We start from the raw sequence: 25,084 nt of genomic DNA on the forward strand, positions 1-25,084 counted from the left end.
ACGAGTCAAAGGTTCTATATGACAGGTGTCATTTTGTAGTGTCAGAATACAAAAAACCAGCAATGCTTAGGCTGCTGGTTTGTCTGAAAAGATCTTTGTTCGATTTGGCGATACACGTTGGAAACAATATGCATATTTGCATTACATCTATACACATCAATTTGAAGTTTGGATTATTATTTATGTAACTATTTAGTACATGAATAAATTCTATAGTCCAGAACCCCTTCATACTTTAAGTTCATATCAATATGCTTTTCCATTACATCGTAAAGTTCAGGCTCAATATCCTTTGAGTAATGAAATTCTGGTTTTGAGGAGATTGTTTTGTTTTTTTGTATGCGAATATTTTTAAAGCCAGCTTGTTTAAACAAAGCTACCCAATCCTTTTTCATTAAGAAAGAATCAAATCCATAAAACTGTTGGATTTCTTTTTCAATCTTTGCTTCAAGTGGTTGATGAATGGTAAATTCAATTGCAATGAACCGGCCACCATTTTTTAATAAACGCAAGATTTCTTTCAGCGCACTAGGTTTATTGACAAAAGAAAGAACAGATTCAGAAATAATGAAATCAAATGTATGAGCTGGTAACGGTATTTGTTCTATCGAGGATTGAATTATTTTTACCGGTAAGCGGTTTTTTTTCATTCTCCTTTTTGCCTTTGCGACCATTATTGAATTAGTATCTATACCAGTTACCTTTGCTTCATATTTACTTGCCAAATAGGCAGCGCTTTGTCCTGTACCACATCCTACATCTAAAATATGAGAAGCTTTACTAATGGTCTCAGACTTGAAAATTTCCTTTGTTAGATTAATACCACCAGGATGTGCCCCTCCAACACCAAATTTGGACAGAAAATCAAGATATTTAGACTTTTGAACCGGAACCACCTTCTTTATGAGTTATGTTTGTATAATATGTGATTAAAACTAGTATTGTGTCAGGAAGAAGTGGGGAGGTAAATAGGGGAAGAATTAGTGCTGAAATATGTTCGTTTTTTTTGAACAATCTATATTTTGAAAGACTAAACAATAAAAAAAAACGTACATATACTAATTAAAAGTTTTCTGTAGGGGGTGAATTGATGCCGTTTTTTCAGCCGAATCCTAGAAGGAGACCATCTCCGCCGAGCTATAGACAAAGTTTTGGCCCTCCTTATCGAGGTAGACAGGAGCAACCTTACTTTTATCCTAATCAACAACCCCAAGTTTCTAGATTTGGAAGGTTACCAAATCATGTAAATACTCTAATGAGACATGCGGGAACCATATCATATGGAGTTAATATGGTAAGGCAAATGGGATCTTTTTTAAGTATATTTAGGTAATGTATCTCGATGGAAGCATTCATACTAAAAATACACTTCAAGCAATAATAATTAGATTGCTTTTAATATTTGATGTGGATGAAAAATCCTGTACCGCGCGGATACATTGTGTAAAAAACCCTCTTAAGCAAATTTTTAAGAGGGTTTTGATGTTTATTTTACTTGTAAAAGATGTTTTTCAATAATAGTGCGATTTTTCTCTTTAAATACCTCATTATGTGATGAAACGATGCCATGGCGATAGGCAGTAGGCTCTAAATACGTTTTGATGGAGTTCACGGCATTGGCTGCATCCTGAAAAGTACCTAGGAGAAGATGAATTTTTCCGTCAAATGTTAAAATATCACCTGCTGCAAAAATTCCAGGCTGTGCTGTTTCTCCTGTAGCCTTGCCTTCGAAATAGTAATCGTCTTTTTTAGGAATGGTGATAGCTTGATCAAATTCTAATGATGCTTCGCGGTTATAGCCATGGCTAACGATTACTTCATCGATTTGACGTGTATAACTTTGCTTTGTTTGTGAGTTTTCACATGTCACTAATTGAATGGCTGTTTTGTCAGCATTTGCAGTCAGCTTTGTAATAGCTGTATTGTATTCAATCTGTACCCCCGCATCTAAAGCCTCTTGAATTGTGGCTTCATGGGCAGATAACTTATCTTTGCGATAAACAACCGTAACGTTTTTAGCGATAGGACAAAGCTCAACTGCCCAGTCAATCGCCGCATTTCCGCCTCCGGAAATAATAATTTCCTTGTCCACAAAACGTTGATAGGACTGCACGGTATAGTGTAAATTAGTCATTTCGTATTTTTCTGCGCCATCTAGAGTAAGTTTTTGAGGGTTAATGATTCCACCACCAACTGCTATAAGAACAGTTTTAGAGTAGTGCTTATCTCCTTGCGCACTATGAAGAACAAAAATATCGTCTTGACGCTCAATGAAATCAACTTTTGTGCCTGTTAAAATAGTTGGTTCAAAAGTTTTTGCTTGTGCAATTAATTGTTGCACAAATTGTTCTCCTAACACAGGAGGGTGACCACCAATATCCCAAATTAGCTTTTCAGGATAAAGCAAAACTTTACCACCGAGCTTTTCTTGACTTTCAATCAATTTCGTTTTTAATCCTCGTAAACCACTATAAAAGGCACCATATAGTCCTGCTGGGCCACCGCCAATAATTGTTATATCGTAAATATGTTGCATTTATATCGACACATCCTTAAAAAAGATAAAAAAGTATTTGACAAAACCTTATTTGATTACTAGACTAACATTAGTGATAATGATTATCATTATCGGCATATCGTTATCATAGCACGGGAAGAAGTAAAAAGAAAGTGAGGTTACATTTTGCGTTTACAAGTTGAATCGATTCGTATTGGCTATGAGAGCAAAACGATTGTGCGTGATTTATCGTTGCAAATTCCAGACGGTAAAATAACAACGATTATTGGCTCTAATGGCTGTGGTAAATCTACACTTTTAAAAGCTATTACAAGAATTTTGAAGCATGAGAGTGGCCAAGTCATTTTAGACGGTCAAAATATTTCCAAGATGAATACGAAGGAATTAGCTAAAGAGCTTGCTATATTGCCACAAAGTCCAGAGAGTGCTCATGGTTTAACAGTGGAGGAACTTGTATCCTACGGTCGATTTCCATATCAAAAAGGCTTTGGCAATTTATCGCAAAAGGATAAAGAAGTGATTGACTGGGCCTTAAAGGTAACTAAAACGGATGATTTTCGGTTAAATACGGTTGATGCCTTATCTGGTGGACAGCGGCAACGAGTGTGGATTGCGATGGCATTAGCACAAGAGACCGATATTATATTTTTAGATGAGCCAACAACATATTTAGATATGGCACATCAATTAGAGGTTTTAGAATTACTTTATAAGTTAAATGAAGAAGAAGGGCGCACAATTGTCATGGTGTTACATGATTTAAATCAAGCAGCTCGTTTTTCTGATTATATTGTTGCTCTTTCGCAAGGAGAGCTTGTGAAGTTTGGTACGGCTGAGGAAGTTATTGTACCTGAAGTATTAGAAAAAGTGTTTAATATTGATGCAGTTATTGGCAAGGATCCACGAACAGACAAGCCAATGTGCATTACATATAACTTATTACAAACGGTTTAAAAGGAGAATTACGGATGAAAAAGTGGTTATTACCAATGTTTATGATGGTCGTACTAGTGCTTGCAGCGTGCGGCAATAAAGAAGAGAAGGTTGAAAAAGCGGATGAGGGCTCTAAAGAAGCATCGTCAGCAGAAACAATTACGTATCAATCAGAAACAGGCCCAATTGAAGTACCTGCTAACCCTAAACGTGTAGTTGTCTTGTCTTCTTTTGTTGGGGATTTATTACACCTTGGAGTAAATGTTGTTGGTGTTGATGCATGGGCAGCGAAAAATCCAAACTTCCAAGATGACATAAAAGATGCAGTGGTTGTGGAAAATACAGATATTGAAAAAATTCTTGAGTTAGAACCTGATTTAATTATTGGTTTAAATGGTATTGAAAATGCAGATAAATTAGCAGAAATCGCTCCAACTGTATTATTTACTTACGGAAAAGTTGACTATTTACAGCAATTTATTGAAATCGGTAAGGTTGTTAACAAAGAAAAAGAAGCAACTGAATGGGTAAAAGATTTTAAAGCGCGTGCTGCAGAAACAGGTACGAAAATTAAAGAAAAAATCGGTGAAGATGCAACCGTTACTGTTGCAGAAATGTTCAATAAACAATTATATGTTTATGGAGATAACTGGGGTCGTGGAACAGAAATTTTATATCAAGAAATGGGCTTGAAAATGCCAGAAAAAGTGAAGAAAGATGCTTTAAAGCCAGGTTATTTTGCGATTTCACAAGAAGTATTAGGAGAATATGCAGGTGACTATGTGATTTTTAGTATGTTCCAAGATCAAGATAATTCCTTTACAAATGCTACATGGTTTAAAGATTTAGAAGCGGTGAAGAATGGACATTTATTTGAAGTGAATGCCAACGCATTTTACTTTAATGATCCAATCACATTAGAGAATCAATTAGATTTCTTTGAAGAGAAGTTTTTACAATAATATTTAGTAGAGAGTAGCGAAGGCAAATGACAAAGTTTCGACAATTCCCATTTTGGCTTCAGGCGCTGCTTGCACTGATCATATTAGCTGTGACAGTAACAGTCTCGCTTTGTGTTGGCGCGGCTAATACTAGCATTCAAGATGTTTATGAAGCTATTGTCGGACAAAGAGGTGGCGAGCATTATTCGGTATTACGGGAAATTCGATTTCCTCGTATTATTGCTGCTATTTTTGTGGGTAGTGCACTTGCAGTTGCTGGGGCTATTATGCAAGGGGTTACTAGAAATCCATTAGCAGATCCAGGTCTCCTTGGTCTAACGGCAGGCGCGAATGCGGCACTTGCTCTAACAATGGCATTTATCCCTAAAACCTCTTTTTATATGCTTATATTTGCATGTTTCGTAGGTGCAGGGATAGGGATGATTATTGTTTATGGTATTGGTGCCTCTACAAAGAATGGCTTTTCGCCATTAAAGCTTGTCTTAGCAGGTGCAGCAGTATCTGCTCTATTACAAGCAATTGCAGATGTTACGGGAATATTATTTCAAATTTCAAAAGATGTATCGATGTGGACGAGTGGTGGTTTAATTGGTACAACATGGCAATCCTTAATTATTGTTCCGTGTATTTTAATAGGCTTAGTGATCGCGTTCGCATTTAGTCGTCAGCTAACCATTTTAAGCTTAAATGAAGAAGTTGCTGTTGGGTTAGGGCAAAATACGACAGTCATTAAAGGAATTATGATGTTTGTAGTTGTCGTACTGGCGGGCTCTGCAGTTGCGCTCGTTGGTAATCTAGCATTTGTTGGTTTAATGGTGCCCCATATTGTGCGTGCTATTGTTGGGACGGACTATCGATTTGTCTTACCAATGAGTGCCATTATCGGTGGATGGTTTATGGTAACAGCGGATTTTGCAGGACGAATGATTAATGCTCCTTATGAAACACCTGTAGTTGCAATTATTTCAATAATCGGCCTTCCGTTCTTCTTACTTATTGTTCGCAAGGGAGGTAGGCAGCTTGTTTAATGTCGGGCGAAAAAAACAACGCAAATGGTTAATAGTATGGATAATGTTAACAATAGTTATTTTTGTGATGGGGATTTCAATGGGAGCTGCTTCGGTTTCAATTGACCGCATAATACCGATATTACTGGGAGACGGCAACTTTAAAGAATCATTCGTGTTATTTTCTGTTCGTTTGCCAAGATTGTTTGTGTTGGCAGCGGCAGGGATGGCGTTAGCATTAGCGGGTGCCGTTTTACAGGGGGTGACACGTAATGATTTAGCGGACCCTGGCATTATTGGGATTAATGCTGGGGCAGGTGTAGGGATTACGCTTTTTTATCTCCTTGTCGACGGTAATCTTCCTAATTTTGCGTATGTATTACCACTTGTAGGATTTGGCAGCGCTTTATTAACAGCATTGTGTATTTACTCTTTCTCGTATAAGCGCAATATGGGTGTACAGCCGATCCAATTTATTTTAGTCGGTGTAGGTGTAGCATCTGCCTTATCTGGTTTCATGATATTATTAATTTCCTCAGCTGAGCGTAGTGACGTGCAATTTATCGCGCAATGGCTTGCGGGTAATGTATGGGGAACAGATTGGCCATTTTTCTGGGCTTTATTGCCTTGGCTAGTGCTAGGTATTCCATTTATTTTTTATAAGGCGAATGTGTTAAATGTACTGGCGATGTCAGAACAAACGGCAGTTGGCCTAGGTATGAATATTGCACGCGAGCGCTTGCAATTGTTAGTTGTCTCTGTAGCATTAGCTGCGGCAGCTGTATCGGTAACAGGGGGAATTGCCTTTATCGGACTAATGGCTCCACATATCGCAAAGCAGCTAGTAGGACCACGCTTCCAGTTATTCTTACCGCTGACCTTGTTTATAGGTGCAAGTTTACTAATGCTAGCGGATACGATTGGCCGCGTAGCCATTTCAAGCGCAACAGTGCCAGCTGGTATTGTCGTAGCTTGTATCGGTGCACCTTACTTTTTATATTTATTACGAAAAAACGACTGAATGGCTTAGGCTGTTTGGTTGTTTTTTTTGTTGAAAGGCTTTTCTGAATATTTATTGAATATGATTAATAAGGGAGTGATAGTATATGAGGAAATTATTAATCGTTTTATTATGTTCCATAATTGTATTGTCAGCATGTAATCCAACGTTAGCAATTACTGAAGTAAAATCTGTACCAAAGGATCTGCAAGAAACTCTAAATGTCCTTGGAATGGAAGATTATGTGCAAATGATAAATAATGGTGAAAAGCGCTCATATATTGTGATAAATACAAAGGATACTGTTACGGTCAGCGTAGAGAGTAAGGAAGATGCGATTGTAATAAACATTGATGAAGTTGAAAATCAAAACGACGAAGTTATTAAGCAGCATATTTATAAACTGACGGTAGATGCAAATTATGAATATATTTATTTATATAAAAATGGTGAACAGATTCCGTTCAATATAGTGGGGGCAAAAGAGTGGCAGAAAGAAATAGCGGCGACGGAAAGAACAGAGCAACCGACGGATAGAAATGCCAAGGTGACGGATAGAAATAGTGGCGACGGAAAGCAAGGGCTTATCGACGGATAGAAGTCTCAGAGCGACGGAAAGAACAGAGCAACCGACGGATAGAAATGCCAAGGTGACGGATAGAAATAGCGGCGACGGAAAGCAAGGCCATATCGACGGATAGAAGTCTCAGAGCGACGGAAAGAACAGAGCAACCGACGGATAGAAATGCCAAGGCGACGGATAGAAGTAGCGGTGACGGAAAGCAAGGGCTTATCGACGGATAGAAGTCTCAGAGCGACGGAAAGAGCAGCGCAATCGACGGATAGAAATGCCAAGGTGACGGATAGAATAGCGGTGACGGAAAGCAAGGGCTTATCGACGGATAGAAGTCTCAAAGCGACGGAAAGAACAGAGCAACCGACGGATAGAAATGCCAAGGCGACGGATAGAAGTAGCGGTGACGGAAAGCAAGGTCTCATCGACGGATAGAAGTCTCAGAGCGACGGAAAGAACAGAGCAACCGACGGATAGAAATGCCAAGGCGACGGATAGGAATAGACGCGACGGAAAGCAAGGCCGTATCGACGGATAGAAGTCTCAGAGCGACGGAAAGAACAGAGCAACCGACGGATAGAAATGCCAAGGTGACGGATAGAAATAGCGGCGACGGAAAGCAAGGTCTCATCGACGGATAGAAGTCTCAGAGCGACGGAAAGAACAGAGCAACCGACGGATAGAAATGCCAAGGTGACGGATAGAAATAGCGGCGACGGAAAGCAAGGTCTCATCGACGGATAGAAGTCTCGGAGTGACGGAAAGAACCCAAGCACCGACGGATAGCGAGCAAAAAAATACTAGCAAGAGCTGAATCGAGAGGATTTTTTCGTACTTTTTATCTAAAAAAGTTGTTGAAAGATTTAATTTGTACTATATGTATTTCAAGTTTTTTGGAACCTCTTTTTATGAGGTTCTTTTTTTATAAAATAGTTATAGGGAGGCGAAAAAAACAATGATTTTATTAGACCGTCAGGAATCGGAGGAACACAAAATTTTAGAAGCCTTGGTACGAAGATTAACTAGTACACATACTGATTACATGAATTATTTTGAGAAGTTGAGGCGTATACATGCAGGCTTTGCAGGGGAGCAAAGAGTAGATGCAGAATGGCTTGAAATTATTTTACCTCAACCGCATTATTTTCTTAATGGTTTACAAATACTCAATCACTTTGGTACTACGCATCAAATAGACACCATTTTACTATGTCCTCAATTTATATTGATTCTTGAAATAAAAAATGTAACAGGCTTTCTGGATTTCGATGAATCATTTAATCAATTTACACGAACTAAAGCAGAAGGCGATGTAGAAGGAATGACGAATCCACTTCATCAAAGTAGGCGACATATGGAGTGGATGATGGGTATGTTACAACAGTCACGACTTAAAATACCCGTTCATTATGCAGTCGTTTTGGCAACGAAAAATGCTATTTTATCAAAGAGTTTAAGGGGACAACCAATTTTTCATGTTTCAGGTTTACGTTATCACGTGCGAGAATTGCATCAACGGTATAAAGAGACAGTGGTGGATGAGGAAAAGCTTTTTCAATTTGCTTCCAAATTATTGTCCATGCATATGCCAATAAAAAGAGAAATAGCAGTGCCTGTCCAGGATCTAATAAAAGGTGTGTTATGCGAAAGTTGTTTAAATGGACAGACAATGAACTATTGTTACCCGAAATGGTATTGTCAACGCTGTGGGGCAGTTGATCAAGAGGCAATTTTTAGAACGCTTGAAGATTATCGATTGCTAGTAGGCGAAACGTTAACAAATAAAAGCTTTTGTGAGTTTTTTAAAATAGATTCGCCGAATACAGCTTATAAATTACTACAAAAGTTACCGTTGAAACCTGAGGGAACTAAAAGGAATAGGAAGTATTGGATAGAAAATTAAAGAGCAAGGATTCAAGCGGTCTGAATTTTTGCTAGATAAGTCATCGACGGATAGAAGCCTTCAGGTGATGGAAAGAAATAACGGTGACGGAAAGCAAGGCAACCCCGACGGATAGGAATCTCAGAGCGACGGAAAGAACAGCGCCATCGACGGATAAAAATCTCAAGGTGACGGATAGAAATAGCGCCGACGGAAACTATGGAGTCATCGACGGATAGAAGTCTTTGAGTGACGGAAAGAAAAGTGGCCCCGACGGATAGAAGTCCTCAGGTGACGGATAGAAATAGCGGCGACGGAAACTATGGAGTCATCGACGGATAGGAATCTCAGAGCGACGGAAAGAGAAGCGGCCCCGAAGGATAGAAGTCCTCAGGTGACGGATAGAAATAGCGGCGACGGAAACTATGGAGTCATCGATGGATAGAAGTCTTGGGGCGACGGAAAGAAAAGCGGCCCCGAAGGATAGAAGTCCTCAGGTGACGGATAGAAATAGCGCCGACGGAAACTATGGAGTCATCGACGGATAGAAGTCTTGGAACGACGGAAAGAAAAGCGCCACTGACGGATAGAAGTCCTCAGGTGACGGATAGAAATAGCACCGACGGAAAGCAAGGCAACATCGACGGATAGAAGTCTTTGAGCGACGGAAAGCAAGGCAACATCGACGGATAGAAGTCTTTGAGCGACGGAAAGAAAAGCGACCCCGACGGATAGAAGTCCTCAGGTGACGGATAGAAATAGCACCGACGGAAAGCAAGGCAACATCGACGGATTGAAATCTCAGAACGACGGATAGAACACCGCGATCGCCGGATAGAAGTCTCGAAGCGACGGATAGAACAGCAATCACGACGAATAGCGGCTCTAAACTAGAGGATATCTCGCTAATTTCATACTAGACAAATAGGATTTTTCGGCATATAGTTATCTAGGCTAACTAATAAAAGAAGTGGCATATAGTTACCTTAGCTAACCAATTAAAGGAGTGGTATTTTTGACAATCGAACAAGATTTTTTTAATCAGTACCGCTTAATGTACAGACCGTTTATTAATCAAGTGAATGTACAGTTAGAGGAATATCAGTTATATAGCTCACAATGGGCTGTCCTTCGATTATTAAATGATAAGGGACGACATTCATTCGTGGAGATTGCGCATTATATGTCTATTGAAAAGCCAAGTGTCACAAGGTTCGTTCAAAAGCTTGTGGAGCTCGGCTATGTGGAAACGGTAGCGGGCAAGGATAAGCGCGAAAAGCTTGTGCAATTAACGACTTATGGTGAAGAGATAGTACAAGAAATTAAGGCGCATTTAAGACCTTTGTTTGAACAGGCACTCACAGGTGTATCAAGGCAGGAGATTGAGATTGCGACACAAGTTTTAACTAAAATTTGTGAAAACATAAATCGGTAGGAGTGAAAAAAGTGGAAGCAACTAGAGATAAACTATGGACAAAGGACTTTTTAATCGTCTCACTTATTAACTTTACCATTACTTTAATTTTTTATTTATTGATGGTAACAATTGCAGGCTATGCGGTTGAGCATTTTGGTGCTTCAACTAGTACGGCAGGGCTTGTATCGAGTATTTTTATTATTGGAACTTTATTTGGTCGTCTCGGGGCAGGACGAATCATTGGTGATTGGGGAAGTAAAAAGACATTATTTTGTGGATTATTAGTGTTTATGCTATCAACGATGTCTTATTTTTTGGCGGCAAATTTGACACTTCTAATGCTCAATCGTTTAGTACAAGGAATTGCACTTGGGGTGGCAAGTACGGCAACTGGAACGATTATTGCACAAATTTTACCGTCTGAACGACGCGGTGAAGGTATTGGTTATTACAGCTTAAGTGCCATCTTAGCAACTGCTATCGGACCGTTTATAGGTATTCTTTTAACACAACAGTTTGAAGATTATCGTATGATTTTTGCGGTCGATTCAGTATTAGCTATTATTTGCTTTCTGATGTATTTTATCGTTACAGTTCCTGAAGCATCGAAGAAGGCTAAAGCAATGGCAGAGAAAACAGGCTTTAAGCTAACCAATTTTATTGAAATGCGTGCTATGCCAATTGCTTTTGTGGCGTTAGTTATCGGCTTTGCCTACTCTGGTGTTATGTCATTTATGACGTTCTACGCGAAAGAGCTTGATTTGGTTGCAGCGGGAAGTTATTTCTTTATCATTTATGCAATCGTGATTCTAGCGACACGTCCGTTTACAGGAAAGCTACTAGACTCAAGAGGTGCGAATATTGTTATTTATCCTTGTTTAGTCATTTTTGCAATCGGTATGTATGCCTTTAGTTCAGCGACGAGTAGCTTTGTATTTTTACTAGCTGCTGCTTGCATAGGAATTGGTTATGGTAACTTCAATTCTGTAGCACAAGCAATCGCTATTAAGGTTACACCAAATGAGCGTTTAGGACTTGCGACATCGACATATTTTATTTTATATGATTTAGGTTTAGGGGTTGGTCCGTATTTCTTAGGATTCTTTGTTCCGACGATGGGGTACAGTGCCATTTTCTTTGCGATGGTATTCGTAATTTTAGTGTCAATTGTCCTGTATTATTTCTTATATGGGAAATATGAGAATAACGAAAATTTAATAGATTAGGATCGAGACGTTATTTTTCTAGTTTTATATCAACTAGAAAATGACGTTTTTTGCTTTAAATAAAAATACTTCTTGCAATCGACTTTGATAATCATTATCATTCTCAATATAAACTATTTCGGAAGTAGGTACTTAGCATGAAAAAAACGTCATTATTGTCAGTATTAGTTGCAGGAGGCATTCTTATGACTGGCTGTGGCAATACAGAAGAAGCAAAAAAAGAGGAAAAGCCAACAACGGAACAAACAGATAAAGCAGATAAAGCAAAAGAAGTTGATTTATCAGCTGAACTAGCAGCTTATAAACAATTTGCTTTAGAACAAATGGATCAATTCTTAACAGAAACAGAAAAATTTGTGAATGCATTTAAAGCAGGTAAAATTGAAGAAGCAAAAGCAGCCTATGCACCAGCTCGTATGTATTTCGAGCGTTCAGAACCAATCGCAGAAAGCTTTGGTGACCTTGACCCACGTATTGACGGTCGTTTAGCCGATATCCAAGAAGAAGGTAAGGGCGAGGAAGAGTGGACAGGTTATCATAAGCTTGAACATGCGCTTTGGGTTGAAAATAAAACGGCAGGCTACGAGAAAGTAGCAGATCAACTATTAGCAGATGCAAAAGAATTACACGCATTAGTTCAAACTGTAGAAGTAACACCAGATTTAATGATTACAGGTGCTGTTGATTTATTAAATGAAGTATCAACATCTAAAATCACTGGTGAAGAAGAAATCTATTCTCACACTGACCTTTATGACTTTAAAGCAAATATCGAAGGCGCAGAAAAAATCTTTGAAATCTTACGTCCAAAATTAGAAGCGAAAGACAAAGACTTAGTAGCGACATTAGATGAAAAATTCAAAGCAGTGGACGATTTATTGGCACAGCATGCAACAGCTGACGGTGGATATGTTTCATACGAGAAATTAACAGAAGAAAATACAAAAGCACTTGCAGCAGCAGTTAATCAACTTGGAGAACCATTAAGTCAAATGGGAATTATTTTGGAGTGATAGTAAATGACTGAATCAAATGATGAAAAATTGATCAATAAAAAAATATCTAGACGTGATATGTTGAAGCTAACAGGCATCGGGGTAGCTGGTGTAGCAATCGGTGCTTCAGGCTTAGGTGGTGTTATGAAAGCAATGGGCTATGATGTGTTTGAGCCTGTTGCGGATAGCACTACAGCAAGTAATAAAGTTAATTTTTATGGAAAACATCAATCTGGCATTACTACACCTGTTCAGACAAATATTTATTTTGCTTCTTTGGATGTTTTATTCACATCAAAGAAAGAGCTACAAGAGTTGTTCAAACAATGGACACCTCTTGTTGTTCGTTTAATGAATGGTGAATTAATGGAAGATTTAACAACAAATACTAGAATTCCAACAGGAGATACTGGTGAAGCAGTAGGATTAGATGCCTCAAATTTATCAATTACAATTGGGGTTGGTCCTTCTCTTTTCGATAAACTTGGTATCCAGCATTTAAAGCCAGCTGAATTAAAAGATTTACCACATTTCCCAAGAGATCAGCTGCAAAAGGAATTTACAGGTGGAGATCTTTGTATTCAAGCGTGTGCGGATGACCCACAGGTGGCGTTTCATGCAGTGCGTAATTTAGTTCGCGCAGCCTCAGGTAAAGTAGAGATTAAATGGTCACAAGCAGGCTTCAACTCTTTCCCAGCTGGTGGAGGAACACCTCGAAATTTATTTGCGTTCAAGGATGGCACGGTAAATCCAGCGATTACAGATGAAAAAGATTTAAACAAAGTGGTATGGGTCGATAAAGGCTGGCTAAAAGGTGGCTCTTATTTAGTAGCACGTAAAGTTCAAATGCATCTTGAAACATGGGATCGTACATCTTTAAAAGATCAGGAAGCCACATTTGGTCGTTATCGCGATAGCGGTGCACCGTTGGGTAAAAAGAAGGAATTTGATGATTTTGATGTAGAGGCGAAGGATAGCAAAGGCGAGTATATTATGCCAGATACGTCGCATGTGCATTTGGCACGTAAATCGGGTGCGCGCGTTTTACGTCGCTCTTACTCGTATGCATCAGGTGTTATGACGAATACAGGTGCTCATGATGCTGGGCTAGTATTTATCTCTTTCCAAAAAGACCCAGAGCAATTTATAAAAGTCCAAAATACTTTAGGGCGTCTTGATAAAATGAATGAGTACATTACCCATCGAGGCAGCGCAGTGTTTGCTTGCTTCCCTGGTGTACAAAAGGGGAGTTATCTAGGTGAAGCACTTTTTAACGCGCTGTAGTATTATTCTTTGCTTGTTATTGGCACTTGCTGTACCAGTGCAGGCAGCTCAATCTTATAGTCATTTGTACATTTCTATTAGTGATGCGCTAATGAGCACAAAGCAAGACAAAGAAGATGAGGCGAAACTTGCCCTCGAACAATTTGCTAATGATTGGGCATCGGTCACTTCTGAACAGAAGGAAGCAAAGAAAAAAGTTGATGAAATTCTTGCACAAGCACTTGAAGCTACTTCAAAGGATGAACGCTTAGAGGCGCTATCTGCATTGTCAAATGCTTTACGTGCGTTAGAAAACCTCGAAAATCCTGTGGATGAAGCGGCGCAACGTACAGAATTTGGGCAAAAGTTTAAACCAATCATGGCGGACTTTGAGAAAGCCTTAGCAAGTGGGGACATCGCAGCAATCGATGAAGCCTATAAAGATTTTAATATCAAATGGAATAAAAATGAAAGACCTGTCCGTGAGCAAAGTATCGCGATGTATGGGCAAATTGAAACACAAATGGCGTTTTTACGCATTTCCATTTCGGCTGAGGAACCTGATGTAGACCTTATGAAGTCCCAATTCGCAGATTTAAAACAAACGATTGAGGATTTTGTAGCTGGTAAGGAAACAGCGGAAGCAGTCGAAGGAGAATATTCGTTATCTACATTAATTGCCTATATTGATGAGGCGAACGATTTTATCGATGCAGGTGATTATAAAGCTGCCTCCGATAAAATTCGTGAATTCATTACTATATGGCCAAGTGTAGAAATTGAGATTTCTACTCGAAATGGTGGTCTATATACTAAAATTGAAAGTGATATGCCGATTATCGCTAGTGATTTATTAAAATCAACAGTTGATAAAGAAGCTATTAAAAGTAAATTAGATAATTTCCGCACTGAAATTGAGCTAATTCAAGGTGACTCAGATTATACTTTATGGGATTCCGCTTTAATCTTATTACGTGAAGGCTTAGAGGCACTATTAATTATTTTAGCATTAGTATCGTTCTTAGAGAAATCAGGTCAAAAGACAATGCGCAAATGGATTTACGTAGGCGCATTTGTAGGGGTTCTTTTATCTGCAGTTGCTGCGATTTTAATGTCTACAATTTTCAACTCTGCGACAGTTGATACAAATCGAGAGATAATGGAAGGTTATAATGGCTTACTAGCTGCAGCAATGATGATTGGGGTCGGTATTTGGCTCCATAGTAAATCGAATGTGGCAAGTTGGAACCGCTATATTTCCAAACAAATGGGTAATGCTATTTCAAGTGGCTCGGTATTTGCCATGGCGTCAATCAGCTTCCTGTCCGTTTTCCGTGAAGGAGCAGAAACACTTGTCTTCTACGCAGGAATTGCGCCTAAAATGGAGACTTCTCAATTTGTGCTAGGTATCGTAGTAGCAATTCTAGTATTAACAATTTTTGCATTTGTGTTATTTAAAGCAAGTGGAAAAATTCCAGTATATAAATTTTTCGCAGTGGCAACGGTGTTAATTTATGTACTGGCCTTTAAAATTATTGGTGTCAGTCTGCATACATTGCAGCTGCGGGGTGCAGTTTCAACTACAATTGTAGATGGCTTACCGGTTATCAGCTTCATTGGTTTCTATCCAACTGTAGAAACAATGATTGGACAAGCGATTTTACTAGTGCTCGTTATAGCTACAATCATCTTTAAAAAGAAACAAAAATAAATCGAAGTGGTTGGGACAAAACTAGCCAAAACTTAATAAGCGCGAGAAATCAATTTAGAAACGTTGATATCTCGCGCTTTTTTGGTGTTAAATTTAGTGTTTCATGGAGGTAGCTGTCGATGTTTTTTGAAAGTTGGGTGATAAATTAAAAAAGTTGGTCGATAAATCGAAAAAGTTAGTCTATAAAAGTTCCTAAGGCAGTAAATCTCCGGAAATATACTGCATTAACAGAGAAATAGGGTAAAGAAAATAGAATGACTTAGTCAAACAAGAAAAAAGAAAAATCGAACAGCATCGATTTCTCTTTTTTCTTTAATATCAGCAAGTTTTGTCCCAGCCACTTTTTCCTGTCGATAAAGAATTGTCTAGCAATATACAAAGGTTGATTTTCACTCCAAAAGAGGGTGCTTTTTTAAAGAGCCACAAAAACCATTTACACCTCTTGTCTCTATCACTTCAACTTTCCATGGAGTGACAGTAGGTGAAAAATCTTTTAGACTAACGGAGCGGGTTTCTACAATAAGCAGAAATGGTGTATCATTGTAAGAGGAGGATGAATATGCTGAAAAATATACAAAAATCGCTAATTTTTTTCATGTTACTTATTATATCTCAATGGTTATTTCGTGATGACATTCAATGGGGACATATTATAGGAACTTCAATATTATTTTTCCTTTTTAGTATATTTTACGATTGGGCAAGTATCCCCTATAAGTGGAAGAAGGAATAAGCTTATTTGAGTTATCATTCGAATAGGCTTATTAATCTTAAAATTGCTACGGTAGCTAACTCAAAGTTGAATCTGTTTAGAACTCATCGAATTATTGTTTGAAACAGTTTGTCCCTTTACTACACATTTTCCATTCCCTACCAATTACTTCACTTCCATGCTACAATTGTTTTAACTTCATTCAGCAATTGTTTTTTGTAGCGAAAGTAAAGCGTCAGCTACAATTGTTTTTTGTAGCGAAAGCAAAGCGTCAGCTATAGAAGTCTCGTGCAAACACAGGCCGATTCCGGACACAATTAAGCCACGGCATAGTTGATTAGAAAGATTATTCGGTTAGTTAAGAAAAAGCAAGATGGGGGGAATGAAGATGGATAGTGAGAAATACGGTAATGAAAGTAACGAAATCTACATTTATAGTTATATAACCTACAATATTTTTGCGTATATTATTAGTATTCTATTTTCACCATTATTAGGGGTGATCATGGGAATTGTGGGTGTAACCCAGCGTAAGAAATATGCGTGGAGTATTATAATCATTTCAATAGTCAGTTGGGTTCTCAATCTTTTCATAATTAATTATATTCTATAAATACAACTTTGCAGAAATCGGGGTTGTATAAACATTAGGTGCAATTTTCAAAATTCAATTTCTGAAATAAAAATAAATTTTCACTTCCAACAATCTAGAGGGCTTGTGGGTACTACAACTTATAAACGTAAGTCCTTTTGTTATGTTTTTCACGCAATTACAGGAGCGCTTCTACAGCTTAGAGGCTGGGACATAAGTTTGTTTATAAAGAAAAATTAAAAAATTTCACATCAGAAAAGCACGAGAAATCAACGTTTCTAAAATTGATTTCTCGTGTTTTTTAAGGTTTTGACCAGTTATGTTCTATCCTCTTTTTTCAGTTAGTGATCCCAATGAGATGGACGTTTCAAGTGGGAGGGTAATTTTGTTTGATGATTGCCTTGAGCTGAATTAATTTGCATTTGTGTTAAAAACATACTTGTTGATAGGTCTGCGCCGCGTAAATTGGCATCACGTAAATCTGCGCCAATAAAATCAACACCTCTTAAATCTGCATTTTCAAGATTAGCAGCAATTAAATAAGATCCTCGAAGGTCAGTTGCTCTTAAATCCTTACTTTTTAAATTCTTTCCCATCCAATCGGCCCCTCTATAATCATACTTTCGAGAGTTTTTTTCACTTATCTTTACAATTAGGCTTTGGCGAATTTGCTCACTTGTTTCTAATAGTAAAATATTCACCGGCAGTCGAAAATTAGGGATATCTATTGCTAGTAATGCATCTGCTTCCAGTTCTGTTGCAAGCTGTAGTTGTTCTAATTGCAAATGTAGCTTGTTAAACAGGGACGAATCAACCTTATACGATAATGCTTCTGCTACATAGGCAATCATTTCATAAAGTTGTTCCATTATTGGAAAGACACGAAACATTTTCTCAGAAATTTTAGGGGATTGTCGCCAGTCTTGTCCATGGAAAGTTGTTTGTGAAACCTTTTGCCCTGCGCCTAAACAATCAAAAACTGTACATCCTTTAAACCCTTTATCTCTAAGTTTATGATGAATTTGACAGCTAAAATCTGATTGTAGATTTGGGCAAGGTGTTCCAGCTGCTTTATTAATGGCGAAGTCGCTAGAGGCAGCAATATTTAAAGCCGTGCAGCATAGACCAAAACAGCTTTGACAATCCGCCTGTAAACTTTCACGTATCTTTTTTCCCATTGTATGATCCATTTTTTTTGTTTCGGACATCATTGATTTCCTCTCTTAACTATAAACTTACATAAGATTCTATCACTAATTAACTATGAAATGATATTTTAACTTTTCTCTGCAAAGTTTTTTTGTGACGAAAGCAAAGCGGCAGTCCCAGATGTGAATAAATTTACTTAAACGAAAGTGGTAGTGCAATGATAGGGTATGTAATTTTTCACAAAATTCAATGTTTGCTATTGACAATATATTGTGAAAGGCTATAATTTCTATAGACAGACAGTCGGTCTATAAGGGAGGCATAAAAATGAGAAAAGAAGCGGAAGAACGTAGGAACGAAATACTTGATGCAGCGGATGAGCTTTTCAGTCAGAAGGGTTTTGATGGCACAAGTACCAACGATATTCTCGAAAAGGTTGGGATTGCACGAGGAACACTGTATTATCACTTCAAGTCGAAAGAAGATATTATGGACGCGCTAATTGAGCGGTATAACGTCCAAATTTTAGGTGCTGCGAAGGCAATTGCCGCAGATAAGAGCATACCCGTCAACGAGCGTATTATTCGTGTTGTAATGGCATTAAACATAAGTGGTGGAAACAGCAAGGAAATTATTGAGCATATACATAAGCCTCAAAACGCACTCATGCATCAGAAAATACAAAAGGTTGTAATTAACGGCCTTCCTCCGATTTTGACGGAAATAATCCGTGAAGGTATTGAGCAAGGATTATTCAATACGCCTTATCCGTATGAATGTATGGAAATGGTTGTGGCATATACGAATACCGTTTTTGATGATGATATGGTTGAAATGACAAATGAAGAGCGTCTATCGCGAATACCAGCATTTATATTCAACGTAGAAAGGCTACTCGGTGTCCAAAGCGGGGGTCTTATGTACATGATGAAGATGTTTGGCAATGGGGGTGAAGAAAATGGAAACAACGATGGTTGATTCCGAGCGTCTTTTCAAAAAATTTCTTCTGCTTTGGTCGGGGCAGCTAATTTCAGCAATAGGAAGCGGGCTTACAGCATTTGGGCTTGGGATTTATGTTTTCCAGCAGACTGGAAAGGCATCAGCAATGGCACTTGTCACTTTACTTGCGTTTATGCCTTCGCTTCTTTTAAGCCCTGTGGCAGGAGTGCTTGCGGATCGTTATGATCGAAGACTTTTAATGGTGTTAGGCGACAGTCTTTCAGCGATAGGTCTTGTTTATATTCTTATATGTATGCTTAGCGGGGAAGCACTACTATGGCAGATTTGTGTGGGAGTTACAATAAGCTCGGTGTTTTCATCGTTGCTTGATCCCGCATACAAGGCTACGGTTACGGATTTACTGTCCGAGGAACAGTTCACGAAGGCAAGCGGTTTGGTCCAGATGGCGGGTTCTGCAAAATATTTGATTTCGCCCATCATTGCGGGATTTTTGCTCACCGTTTCGGATATAAAACTTTTACTTGTCATCGACATCTGTACATTTTTTGTAACGGTTATCTCAGCGCTTGCTGTACGAAGAGGTCTTGCTTCAAAGAAATATGAACAGACACAATCATTTTTCAATGAGTTCAAAGATGGTTGGCGTGCAGTTTCTCATAATCGAGGTGTACTCGTTCTTGTTATCATGACATCGGTGCTGACATTTTATCTTGGCATTATTGAAACACTTTCTATTCCGATGTTGCTTACTTTTACGAACAGTTCTGTCATCGGAATGGTGGAAACTATTGTCGCTACTGGGATGCTCGTATCCAGTGTAATCATAGGATTTCTTCCGATAAAAAAAGGATATGTGAAAATTCTTGCATTTTCGCTGTTTTTTGAAGGGATATTTATGGCGATATTCGGACTTCGGGAAAATATAGTACTGATCTGTATTTCAGGCTTTTTCTTTTTTGCCATGATGCCATTTGCAAACTCAACATTGGATTTTCTTGTTCGTACCAATATTGATAATGAGGTTCAGGGTAGAGCATGGTCACTTATAGGGGTAATTTCACAGCTTGGATTTGTAGCGGCCTATGCGCTTTCGGGTATACTTGCAGATTATGTGTTCACTCCTTTACTAGTTGACGGTGGATTGCTTGCTGACAGCGTAGGAAAAATTACCGGTACAGGTCAAGGTAGGGGAACGGGCTTCCTCATCATCATCGCTGGAATTTTATTAAGTATTACTTCATTCATTTTGTTCAACTTGAAATCAGTGAAAAAGCTTGAAAACAGAGGTGACGTATGTATTACAGAATAATCCGTAATGACTTTTTAAAAAGCAAACTGATAACGCTGACAACAACGTTATTTGTCGCTGTTGCGGCTATGCTCGTTTCCTTATCGGCGATACTTATAGTAAATCTTTCAAGTGCTATCGATTCACTTATGAATCAGGCGAAGACACCGCATTTTATGCAAATGCACTCTGGGGATATCGATACTGTCCGACTTACAAACTTCGCGGAGCAAAACAGCAATGTCGATGATTTTCAAGTGCTTGAGTTTCTCAACGTGGATAACAGTCAAATTATTTTAGGTGATCGTTCACTTGCGAATAATGTTCAAGACAATGGTTTTAGCATACAGAGTGAAAAGTTTGATTATCTTCTTGATCTTGATGGAAACATTATTAATGTATCCGATGGCGAGCTTTATGTTCCAATAAACTATATGAAGGACGCCACTACGAAGGTAGGTGATAAAGCCGTAATAGGCGGAAAGGAATTTACTGTAGCAGGATTCCTCCGGGATTCACAGATGAATTCTATGCTGTCCTCTTCAAAAAGATTTCTCGTAAGTGCAAATGATTACGCTGCAATTAAAAGCCGTGGAAGTATGGAGTATTTGATTGAGTTTAGATTAAAGGATTTATCGGCGCTCGGTGAATTTGAAACTGCTTATGCTTCCGCGGGACTTGAAGCGAACGGACCAACGATTACATATCCACTTTTCAAAACAATTAACGCATTTTCTGACGGAATTATGATAGCAGTTATTCTTCTTATAAGCGTTCTTGTCGTTGCTATCGCATTTATGTGCATACGCTTTACACTCCTTGCGAAAATCGAAGACGATTATCGTGAAATTGGTGTTATGAAGGCAATAGGGCTACGCCTTTCCGATATTAAGAAAATTTATCTTGCGAAGTACGCAGCAATTGCGGCAGTGGGTAGTATTCTCGGTTATGCACTTTCGTTGATGTTCAAAAACATGCTGCTAGAAAACATCAGGCTTTATATGGGGGAAAGTGAAAACTCTTCTTTTGCTACGTCTTTAGGGATCATCGGCATTCTACTTGTATACCTTGCAATAATAGCCTATGTAAGCGGCGTGCTGAGACGCTTTCGGAAAATATCTGCGGCAAAAGCAATACGCTTTGGCATTTCGCAGGAAAAAAGCGCAGGCGCAAAACGTGTTTGCCTGAACAAAAATAAGTTGTTAAATACGAATCTTTTCCTTGGGATCAAAGATGTTCTCGCAAGGAAAAGACTTTATGCCACAATGCTTGCAGTACTTGTCATTTCGGCATTTATCATTATTGTTCCACAGAATCTATACAACACGATTTCCTCAACAAGCTTCATTAAATATATGGGAATTGGAAACTACGATATTCGTCTTGATATTCAACAAACTGATCAAATCTCTAAAAAAGCCGCAGAAGTTTTAGAATATATGAACAGCGACAGTTCCATTTCAAAGTATACCATCCTTACAACAAAGACATTCAAAACAAAAATGGAAGACGGTTCGGAAGAAAATATAAAAATCGAACTTGGCGACCATTCGATATTCCCTATTGAATATACCGAGGGCAGAGCACCCGCCAAAGAAAACGAAATTGCACTTTCAGCTTTAAACGCTGATGAAATGAGCAAAAAGGTCGGCGATACAATTACGGTCATCATGAAGGGGAAGGAGGATAAGCTCACGGTTAGTGGTATTTATTCTGACATTACGAACGGTGGTAAAACGGCAAAGGCTATATTTACCGACCATTCGGAAAATATCATGTGGAGCGTTATTTGTGCAAAGCTTTCAGATAAAGCCCTTGTCGATGAAACAATCTCTAACTATGCGGACCGATTTACTTTTGCTAAGATTTCCAATATTGATGAGTTTGTCAAACAAACTTTCGGTTCGACTATAAAATCAGTCGAAAAAGCCTCCTTAGCCGCAATTGCGATTGCACTTGTGATAACGATTCTAGTTACACTGTTGTTTATGAAAATGCTTGTCGCAAAGGATAGATATTCGATTGCTATAATGAAAGCACTCGGTTTTACAAATTTGGATATTACGGTGCAGTACGGTTCGCGGGCGTTATTTGTATCAATTATCGGAATAATTGTCGGTACACTTCTGGCAAACACTCTTGGAGAAGTACTTGCAGGTGCAGTTATTACCTCGTTCGGGGCGTCATCGTTTAGTTTTTCAATCAATCCACTTTCGGCATACGTGTTTTGTCCGTTATTGATGATTTGTTCGGTACTTATCACAACAATCATTGGCACATCGGGCGTTGGGAAAATAAAAATATCCGAAAATATAAAGGAGTAGCTTATGAAAAATCTTATAATCGGTGAACATATTGTAAAATCTTTCGGCGAGGGCGATGAAAAACACAATGTTCTCGACGGCGTGTCTGTTGACATAAACGAGGGTGAGTTTGTTGCGATCATGGGACCCTCGGGCTCGGGAAAATCAACGCTCATGTTTGCATTGAGCGGCATGGACAATGTTGATGGCGGAAGGGTTACTTTTGATGGAAGTGATATATCGTCAGTCGGTGAGGCTGAACTTTCAGATTTACGTAGAACTAAAATGGGCTTTGTATTTCAGCAGCCAACTATGCTTAAAAATCTAAATATTCTCGATAATATTATTCTTCCATCAATTCGCGATAATAGAAAAAATGTTGCAAAAATTTCAGAGAAAGCAAGAGCGCTTATGAAGAGGGTAGGCATTGCGGAGCTTGAAATGCGCGATATTACACAAGTTTCAGGAGGGCAGCTACAGCGTGCGGGAATATGTCGAGCGCTTTTGAACAGCCCGAAAATCATCTTCGGCGATGAGCCTACCGGTGCACTTAATTCAAAATCTGCCCAGGAGATCATGGACATCTTTTCTGAAATTAACGCGGGCGGTACTGCGATTATGCTTGTGACTCACGATGCAAAGGTTGCGGCGCGTACGGAACGCATAATGTTTATGCTCGACGGAAAACTCGTCAGTGAGCTAAAGCTTCCGAAGTTTGACGGTACAAATGTTGATGGCAGAATAGGGAAAGTAACGGAGAAAATGTGGGAAATAGGAATATAAATTACCGTATCAACTAACGCTGAATCTCATAATGAAAAATATAAGATTTCTAGAGTAGTTTCGTACCGAGTTGGCAATAAATGATTGGTTTTAGAGAAAAGCAGGGGGATTGGTTCACAAACCAACCTCTGCTTTTACTTGTACGAATAAATTATAGTTGTCATTATTTTTGGCTCTTCACCATAAAGTGTGGTTGATTTCTTTGATAGAATGAGCTGTTTTCGATAAAAGCCCAAAAAGTTTCGATAAAAAGAGATTTTGTTTCGATAAAAGCTCAAAAAGTTTCGATAAAGAGCGATTTTGTTTCGATAAATCTTCAAAGTATTCCTATAAAACGAACGAAAGGAGCTTTAGCGATTCAGTTTTGGGGCTCGACACTAAAACAATCACAAAGATTACCTTGATCATTTTGTTTTTCAATACTAAGAAAAAGTTGTCTCTTGCGCTTAGACAACTCTCGAAAAATGAGGGGGTGATTTCCGTTCCGGCTGTGCACTTTGTTGCTGTCGCTTTGCTTTCGCACAGATAAAACATTTGCCGCTGACGCTTCGCTTTCGCGCAGAGCAGAGCTTCTTGGGGCGTCCGATGAGCCGTTTTACTCGCTCCAGGGTCTCATCTGTGACGCTAATCCCCAAGGAGTCGCCCAGCCGAAACGAGATCAACTAATACATGGCATATGTTTTAACAAATGTCATCCACAACTTTTGGTAATGAGCCTTATTTTTTGAAAAAAATGAAACTTCTGGATGTGGAATTCATATTAACTGGAAAATACTTTTTTAGGAGGTAATATGTTTAAATTTAGAAACTTCTTCCTTATATTGATATTCTTATTAACAGCCTGTACTCAGGATTCAGTTGTTCCTAAAGGAAAAAATGATGAAAATATTGTCGTTACACCGGATGGGGAAATTACCTTTGAAATTATTAATAAAATTAAGGTCCCACAAGAAAAAGTAGAATCAATAAAAGAGGAACTCCTTAATGCCTATGATGAAATTCAGAATTCAATTCATACTGCATATGTTCCATCCGAGAGAATAAATGTATTTCTCAATGAAGGAAATGGAGTGTCTTGGGGTTTGAAATCGGAACTTCAACTATATGACATTAAGGAAAACCAATATCCACTTGTCCATGAACTGACACATTCCTTACTTGGTTATGGCAATAATTTTGATACAAGCAGGGGCTATTTTACGCAGGAGGGTTTTGCTACCTATATGGAAGATACGTATGGGGAAAATGAGTCATATACCCATAAGCTTATGAAGTACTTTATCGATTCAAACAAATTTATACCAATTAGCAAGTTGATAGATCCGAATCAAGACGATGCCTATTTTCGCCCAGCTCTTACAAGCCAAAAAGAGTACACCCTTCGATGGATGAGCTATATTCATTCAGCTTCTTTTATTACTTATTTAATTGACACTTATGGATTAGAAAAGTTTGAACAACTATACAACGAAGAGGACTTGGCTAAAAAAATAAAAGAAATATACGGAAAGAACATAAGTGAGATAGAAAATGATTGGGTAGTTTTTATTAAAAATAGACAAACGGCATTAACATATGATGACAAAAGGAAAATAGAATCTTTTTATACTGTTACTTCAGTTATTGATCAAATTGACCCCAAATTTTTCGCTAAGGAATAATTTATTGTAGAAGTTTACATGAAGCAAATGATAAAGAAAAAACGGTAAGATGTGATTTAAAGTAAGTTGTTAGCAATTAATTGAAAATTGTGTTTGAAGTAATAGCGACTACACCGGTTATATTACCTATCTCTTATTCAAAAAACAG

General features: G+C 38.4%; 24 protein-coding genes. 16 read left to right on the top strand and 8 right to left on the bottom strand.

The window, feature by feature from the left end:
- Positions 1-188 precede the first annotated feature (188 nt).
- On the bottom strand, positions 189-896 hold the full coding sequence (locus tag QUF91_RS10470; protein WP_285398705.1) for a class I SAM-dependent methyltransferase: 708 nt from the start codon (positions 894-896) through the stop codon (positions 189-191).
- A gap of 590 nt (positions 897-1,486) precedes the next feature.
- Entirely contained in the window at positions 1,487-2,536 is a 1,050-nt protein-coding gene (locus QUF91_RS10475; protein ID WP_289417726.1) for an NAD(P)/FAD-dependent oxidoreductase, read from the bottom strand.
- A gap of 147 nt (positions 2,537-2,683) precedes the next feature.
- Here QUF91_RS10475 and QUF91_RS10480 point away from each other — a divergent pair, with 147 nt between their 5' ends.
- The 5 genes from QUF91_RS10480 (at position 2,684) to QUF91_RS10500 (ending at position 7,018) form a co-directional block, all read left to right on the top strand.
- Entirely contained in the window at positions 2,684-3,472 is a 789-nt protein-coding gene (locus tag QUF91_RS10480) for an ABC transporter ATP-binding protein (protein WP_481817476.1), read from the top strand.
- 14 nt (positions 3,473-3,486) lie between these two features.
- Positions 3,487-4,413: an iron-hydroxamate ABC transporter substrate-binding protein gene (locus tag QUF91_RS10485; protein ID WP_285398702.1), complete on the top strand. Its 927-nt coding sequence runs from the start codon at positions 3,487-3,489 to the stop codon at positions 4,411-4,413.
- A 26-nt stretch (positions 4,414-4,439) separates the two neighbouring features.
- The gene (locus QUF91_RS10490) at positions 4,440-5,441 is read left to right on the top strand and encodes a FecCD family ABC transporter permease (RefSeq protein WP_285398701.1); all 1,002 of its coding nucleotides are present in this window, start codon (positions 4,440-4,442) and stop codon (positions 5,439-5,441) included.
- Positions 5,434-6,441: a FecCD family ABC transporter permease gene (locus tag QUF91_RS10495; RefSeq protein WP_289417727.1), complete on the top strand. Its 1,008-nt coding sequence runs from the start codon at positions 5,434-5,436 to the stop codon at positions 6,439-6,441. Before QUF91_RS10490 ends, QUF91_RS10495 begins: the two co-directional genes overlap by 8 nt.
- Positions 6,442-6,526: 85 nt before the next feature.
- A complete protein-coding gene (locus tag QUF91_RS10500) occupies positions 6,527-7,018 on the top strand; it encodes a hypothetical protein (RefSeq protein ID WP_289417728.1) in 492 nt (163 codons plus the stop codon).
- Between the two features lie 5 nt (positions 7,019-7,023).
- Here QUF91_RS10500 and QUF91_RS10505 read toward each other — a convergent pair whose 3' ends face one another.
- From QUF91_RS10505 to QUF91_RS10515, 3 genes are read right to left on the bottom strand one after another with little or no spacing between them, the layout of a single operon-like run.
- Complete coding sequence (locus tag QUF91_RS10505) at positions 7,024-7,419, bottom strand: hypothetical protein (RefSeq protein ID WP_289417729.1); 396 nt, start codon at positions 7,417-7,419, stop codon at positions 7,024-7,026.
- Positions 7,416-7,625, bottom strand: a complete 210-nt coding sequence (locus QUF91_RS10510) for a hypothetical protein (protein WP_289417730.1) — start codon at positions 7,623-7,625, stop codon at positions 7,416-7,418. The genes QUF91_RS10505 and QUF91_RS10510 overlap by 4 nt, the downstream gene beginning before the upstream one ends.
- Positions 7,622-7,801: a hypothetical protein gene (locus QUF91_RS10515; protein WP_289417731.1), complete on the bottom strand. Its 180-nt coding sequence runs from the start codon at positions 7,799-7,801 to the stop codon at positions 7,622-7,624. The genes QUF91_RS10510 and QUF91_RS10515 overlap by 4 nt, the downstream gene beginning before the upstream one ends.
- Positions 7,802-7,949: 148 nt before the next feature.
- Between QUF91_RS10515 and QUF91_RS10520 the strand changes: the two genes are divergently transcribed.
- Positions 7,950-8,897, top strand: a complete 948-nt coding sequence (locus QUF91_RS10520; RefSeq protein ID WP_289417732.1) for a nuclease-related domain-containing protein — start codon at positions 7,950-7,952, stop codon at positions 8,895-8,897.
- A 505-nt stretch (positions 8,898-9,402) separates the two neighbouring features.
- Here the strand turns inward: QUF91_RS10520 and QUF91_RS10525 are convergent.
- Positions 9,403-9,747 (bottom strand): hypothetical protein, encoded by a 345-nt coding sequence (locus QUF91_RS10525; RefSeq protein WP_289417733.1) that lies wholly within the window; start codon positions 9,745-9,747, stop codon positions 9,403-9,405.
- 135 nt (positions 9,748-9,882) lie between these two features.
- On the opposite strand from QUF91_RS10525, the gene QUF91_RS10530 reads away from it, so the two are divergent.
- From QUF91_RS10530 to QUF91_RS10550, 5 genes are all read left to right on the top strand, one after another.
- A complete protein-coding gene (locus QUF91_RS10530) occupies positions 9,883-10,311 on the top strand; it encodes a MarR family winged helix-turn-helix transcriptional regulator (RefSeq protein WP_289417734.1) in 429 nt (142 codons plus the stop codon).
- 11 nt (positions 10,312-10,322) lie between these two features.
- A complete protein-coding gene (locus tag QUF91_RS10535; RefSeq protein WP_289417735.1) occupies positions 10,323-11,519 on the top strand; it encodes an MFS transporter in 1,197 nt (398 codons plus the stop codon).
- A 137-nt stretch (positions 11,520-11,656) separates the two neighbouring features.
- Entirely contained in the window at positions 11,657-12,532 is an 876-nt protein-coding gene (gene efeO / locus QUF91_RS10540) for an iron uptake system protein EfeO (RefSeq protein ID WP_289417736.1), read from the top strand.
- 6 nt (positions 12,533-12,538) lie between these two features.
- Positions 12,539-13,798: an iron uptake transporter deferrochelatase/peroxidase subunit gene (gene efeB / locus QUF91_RS10545; RefSeq protein WP_289417737.1), complete on the top strand. Its 1,260-nt coding sequence runs from the start codon at positions 12,539-12,541 to the stop codon at positions 13,796-13,798.
- Positions 13,773-15,488: an FTR1 family iron permease gene (locus tag QUF91_RS10550; protein WP_289417738.1), complete on the top strand. Its 1,716-nt coding sequence runs from the start codon at positions 13,773-13,775 to the stop codon at positions 15,486-15,488. Before efeB ends, QUF91_RS10550 begins: the two co-directional genes overlap by 26 nt.
- Positions 15,489-17,133: 1,645 nt before the next feature.
- On the opposite strand, the gene QUF91_RS10555 is transcribed toward QUF91_RS10550, so the two are convergent.
- The gene (locus QUF91_RS10555; protein WP_289417739.1) at positions 17,134-18,000 is read right to left on the bottom strand and encodes a pentapeptide repeat-containing protein; all 867 of its coding nucleotides are present in this window, start codon (positions 17,998-18,000) and stop codon (positions 17,134-17,136) included.
- Positions 18,001-18,268: 268 nt separating this feature from the next.
- Between QUF91_RS10555 and QUF91_RS10560 the strand changes: the two genes are divergently transcribed.
- From QUF91_RS10560 to QUF91_RS10575, 4 genes are read left to right on the top strand one after another with little or no spacing between them, the layout of a single operon-like run.
- Positions 18,269-18,919 carry a TetR/AcrR family transcriptional regulator gene (locus tag QUF91_RS10560; protein ID WP_483308082.1) on the top strand — a complete coding sequence of 217 codons (651 nt, stop codon included), beginning with the start codon at positions 18,269-18,271 and terminating at the stop codon, positions 18,917-18,919.
- Positions 18,900-20,210 (top strand): MFS transporter, encoded by a 1,311-nt coding sequence (locus tag QUF91_RS10565; protein WP_285398587.1) that lies wholly within the window; start codon positions 18,900-18,902, stop codon positions 20,208-20,210. The genes QUF91_RS10560 and QUF91_RS10565 overlap by 20 nt, the downstream gene beginning before the upstream one ends.
- Positions 20,195-22,513 (top strand): ABC transporter permease, encoded by a 2,319-nt coding sequence (locus QUF91_RS10570; protein WP_289417740.1) that lies wholly within the window; start codon positions 20,195-20,197, stop codon positions 22,511-22,513. The genes QUF91_RS10565 and QUF91_RS10570 overlap by 16 nt, the downstream gene beginning before the upstream one ends.
- Positions 22,514-22,516: 3 nt before the next feature.
- Positions 22,517-23,275, top strand: coding sequence for an ABC transporter ATP-binding protein (locus tag QUF91_RS10575; RefSeq protein ID WP_289417741.1), 759 nt, complete (start codon positions 22,517-22,519; stop codon positions 23,273-23,275).
- A 446-nt stretch (positions 23,276-23,721) separates the two neighbouring features.
- On the opposite strand, the gene QUF91_RS10580 is transcribed toward QUF91_RS10575, so the two are convergent.
- Complete coding sequence (locus QUF91_RS10580; RefSeq protein ID WP_289417742.1) at positions 23,722-23,910, bottom strand: hypothetical protein; 189 nt, start codon at positions 23,908-23,910, stop codon at positions 23,722-23,724.
- A 156-nt stretch (positions 23,911-24,066) separates the two neighbouring features.
- Here QUF91_RS10580 and QUF91_RS10585 point away from each other — a divergent pair, with 156 nt between their 5' ends.
- Positions 24,067-24,936 carry a gluzincin family metallopeptidase gene (locus QUF91_RS10585; RefSeq protein ID WP_285400398.1) on the top strand — a complete coding sequence of 290 codons (870 nt, stop codon included), beginning with the start codon at positions 24,067-24,069 and terminating at the stop codon, positions 24,934-24,936.
- Positions 24,937-25,084 lie beyond the last annotated feature (148 nt).

The sequence above is a fragment of the Lysinibacillus sp. G4S2 genome (assembly GCF_030348505.1).
Taxonomy (GTDB): domain Bacteria; phylum Bacillota; class Bacilli; order Bacillales_A; family Planococcaceae; genus Lysinibacillus.

What these genes read in the sequence shown, in the direction of transcription:
- QUF91_RS10475 (WP_289417726.1), bottom strand. Translation starts at nt 2,536, where the DNA reads ATGCAACATATTTACGATATAACAATTATTGGCGGTGGCCCAGCAGGA.
- QUF91_RS10485 (WP_285398702.1), top strand. Translation starts at nt 3,487, where the DNA reads ATGAAAAAGTGGTTATTACCAATGTTTATGATGGTCGTACTAGTGCTT.
- QUF91_RS10490 (WP_285398701.1), top strand. Translation starts at nt 4,440, where the DNA reads ATGACAAAGTTTCGACAATTCCCATTTTGGCTTCAGGCGCTGCTTGCA.
- QUF91_RS10500 (WP_289417728.1), top strand. Translation starts at nt 6,527, where the DNA reads ATGAGGAAATTATTAATCGTTTTATTATGTTCCATAATTGTATTGTCA.
- QUF91_RS10505 (WP_289417729.1), bottom strand. Translation starts at nt 7,419, where the DNA reads ATGAGACCTTGCTTTCCGTCACCGCTACTTCTATCCGTCGCCTTGGCA.
- QUF91_RS10510 (WP_289417730.1), bottom strand. Translation starts at nt 7,625, where the DNA reads ATGAGACCTTGCTTTCCGTCGCCGCTATTTCTATCCGTCACCTTGGCA.
- QUF91_RS10520 (WP_289417732.1), top strand. Translation starts at nt 7,950, where the DNA reads ATGATTTTATTAGACCGTCAGGAATCGGAGGAACACAAAATTTTAGAA.
- efeO (WP_289417736.1), top strand. Translation starts at nt 11,657, where the DNA reads ATGAAAAAAACGTCATTATTGTCAGTATTAGTTGCAGGAGGCATTCTT.
- efeB (WP_289417737.1), top strand. Translation starts at nt 12,539, where the DNA reads ATGACTGAATCAAATGATGAAAAATTGATCAATAAAAAAATATCTAGA.
- QUF91_RS10555 (WP_289417739.1), bottom strand. Translation starts at nt 18,000, where the DNA reads ATGTCCGAAACAAAAAAAATGGATCATACAATGGGAAAAAAGATACGT.
- QUF91_RS10560 (WP_483308082.1), top strand. Translation starts at nt 18,269, where the DNA reads ATGAGAAAAGAAGCGGAAGAACGTAGGAACGAAATACTTGATGCAGCG.
- QUF91_RS10565 (WP_285398587.1), top strand. Translation starts at nt 18,900, where the DNA reads ATGGAAACAACGATGGTTGATTCCGAGCGTCTTTTCAAAAAATTTCTT.
- QUF91_RS10570 (WP_289417740.1), top strand. Translation starts at nt 20,195, where the DNA reads ATGTATTACAGAATAATCCGTAATGACTTTTTAAAAAGCAAACTGATA.
- QUF91_RS10575 (WP_289417741.1), top strand. Translation starts at nt 22,517, where the DNA reads ATGAAAAATCTTATAATCGGTGAACATATTGTAAAATCTTTCGGCGAG.
- QUF91_RS10585 (WP_285400398.1), top strand. Translation starts at nt 24,067, where the DNA reads ATGTTTAAATTTAGAAACTTCTTCCTTATATTGATATTCTTATTAACA.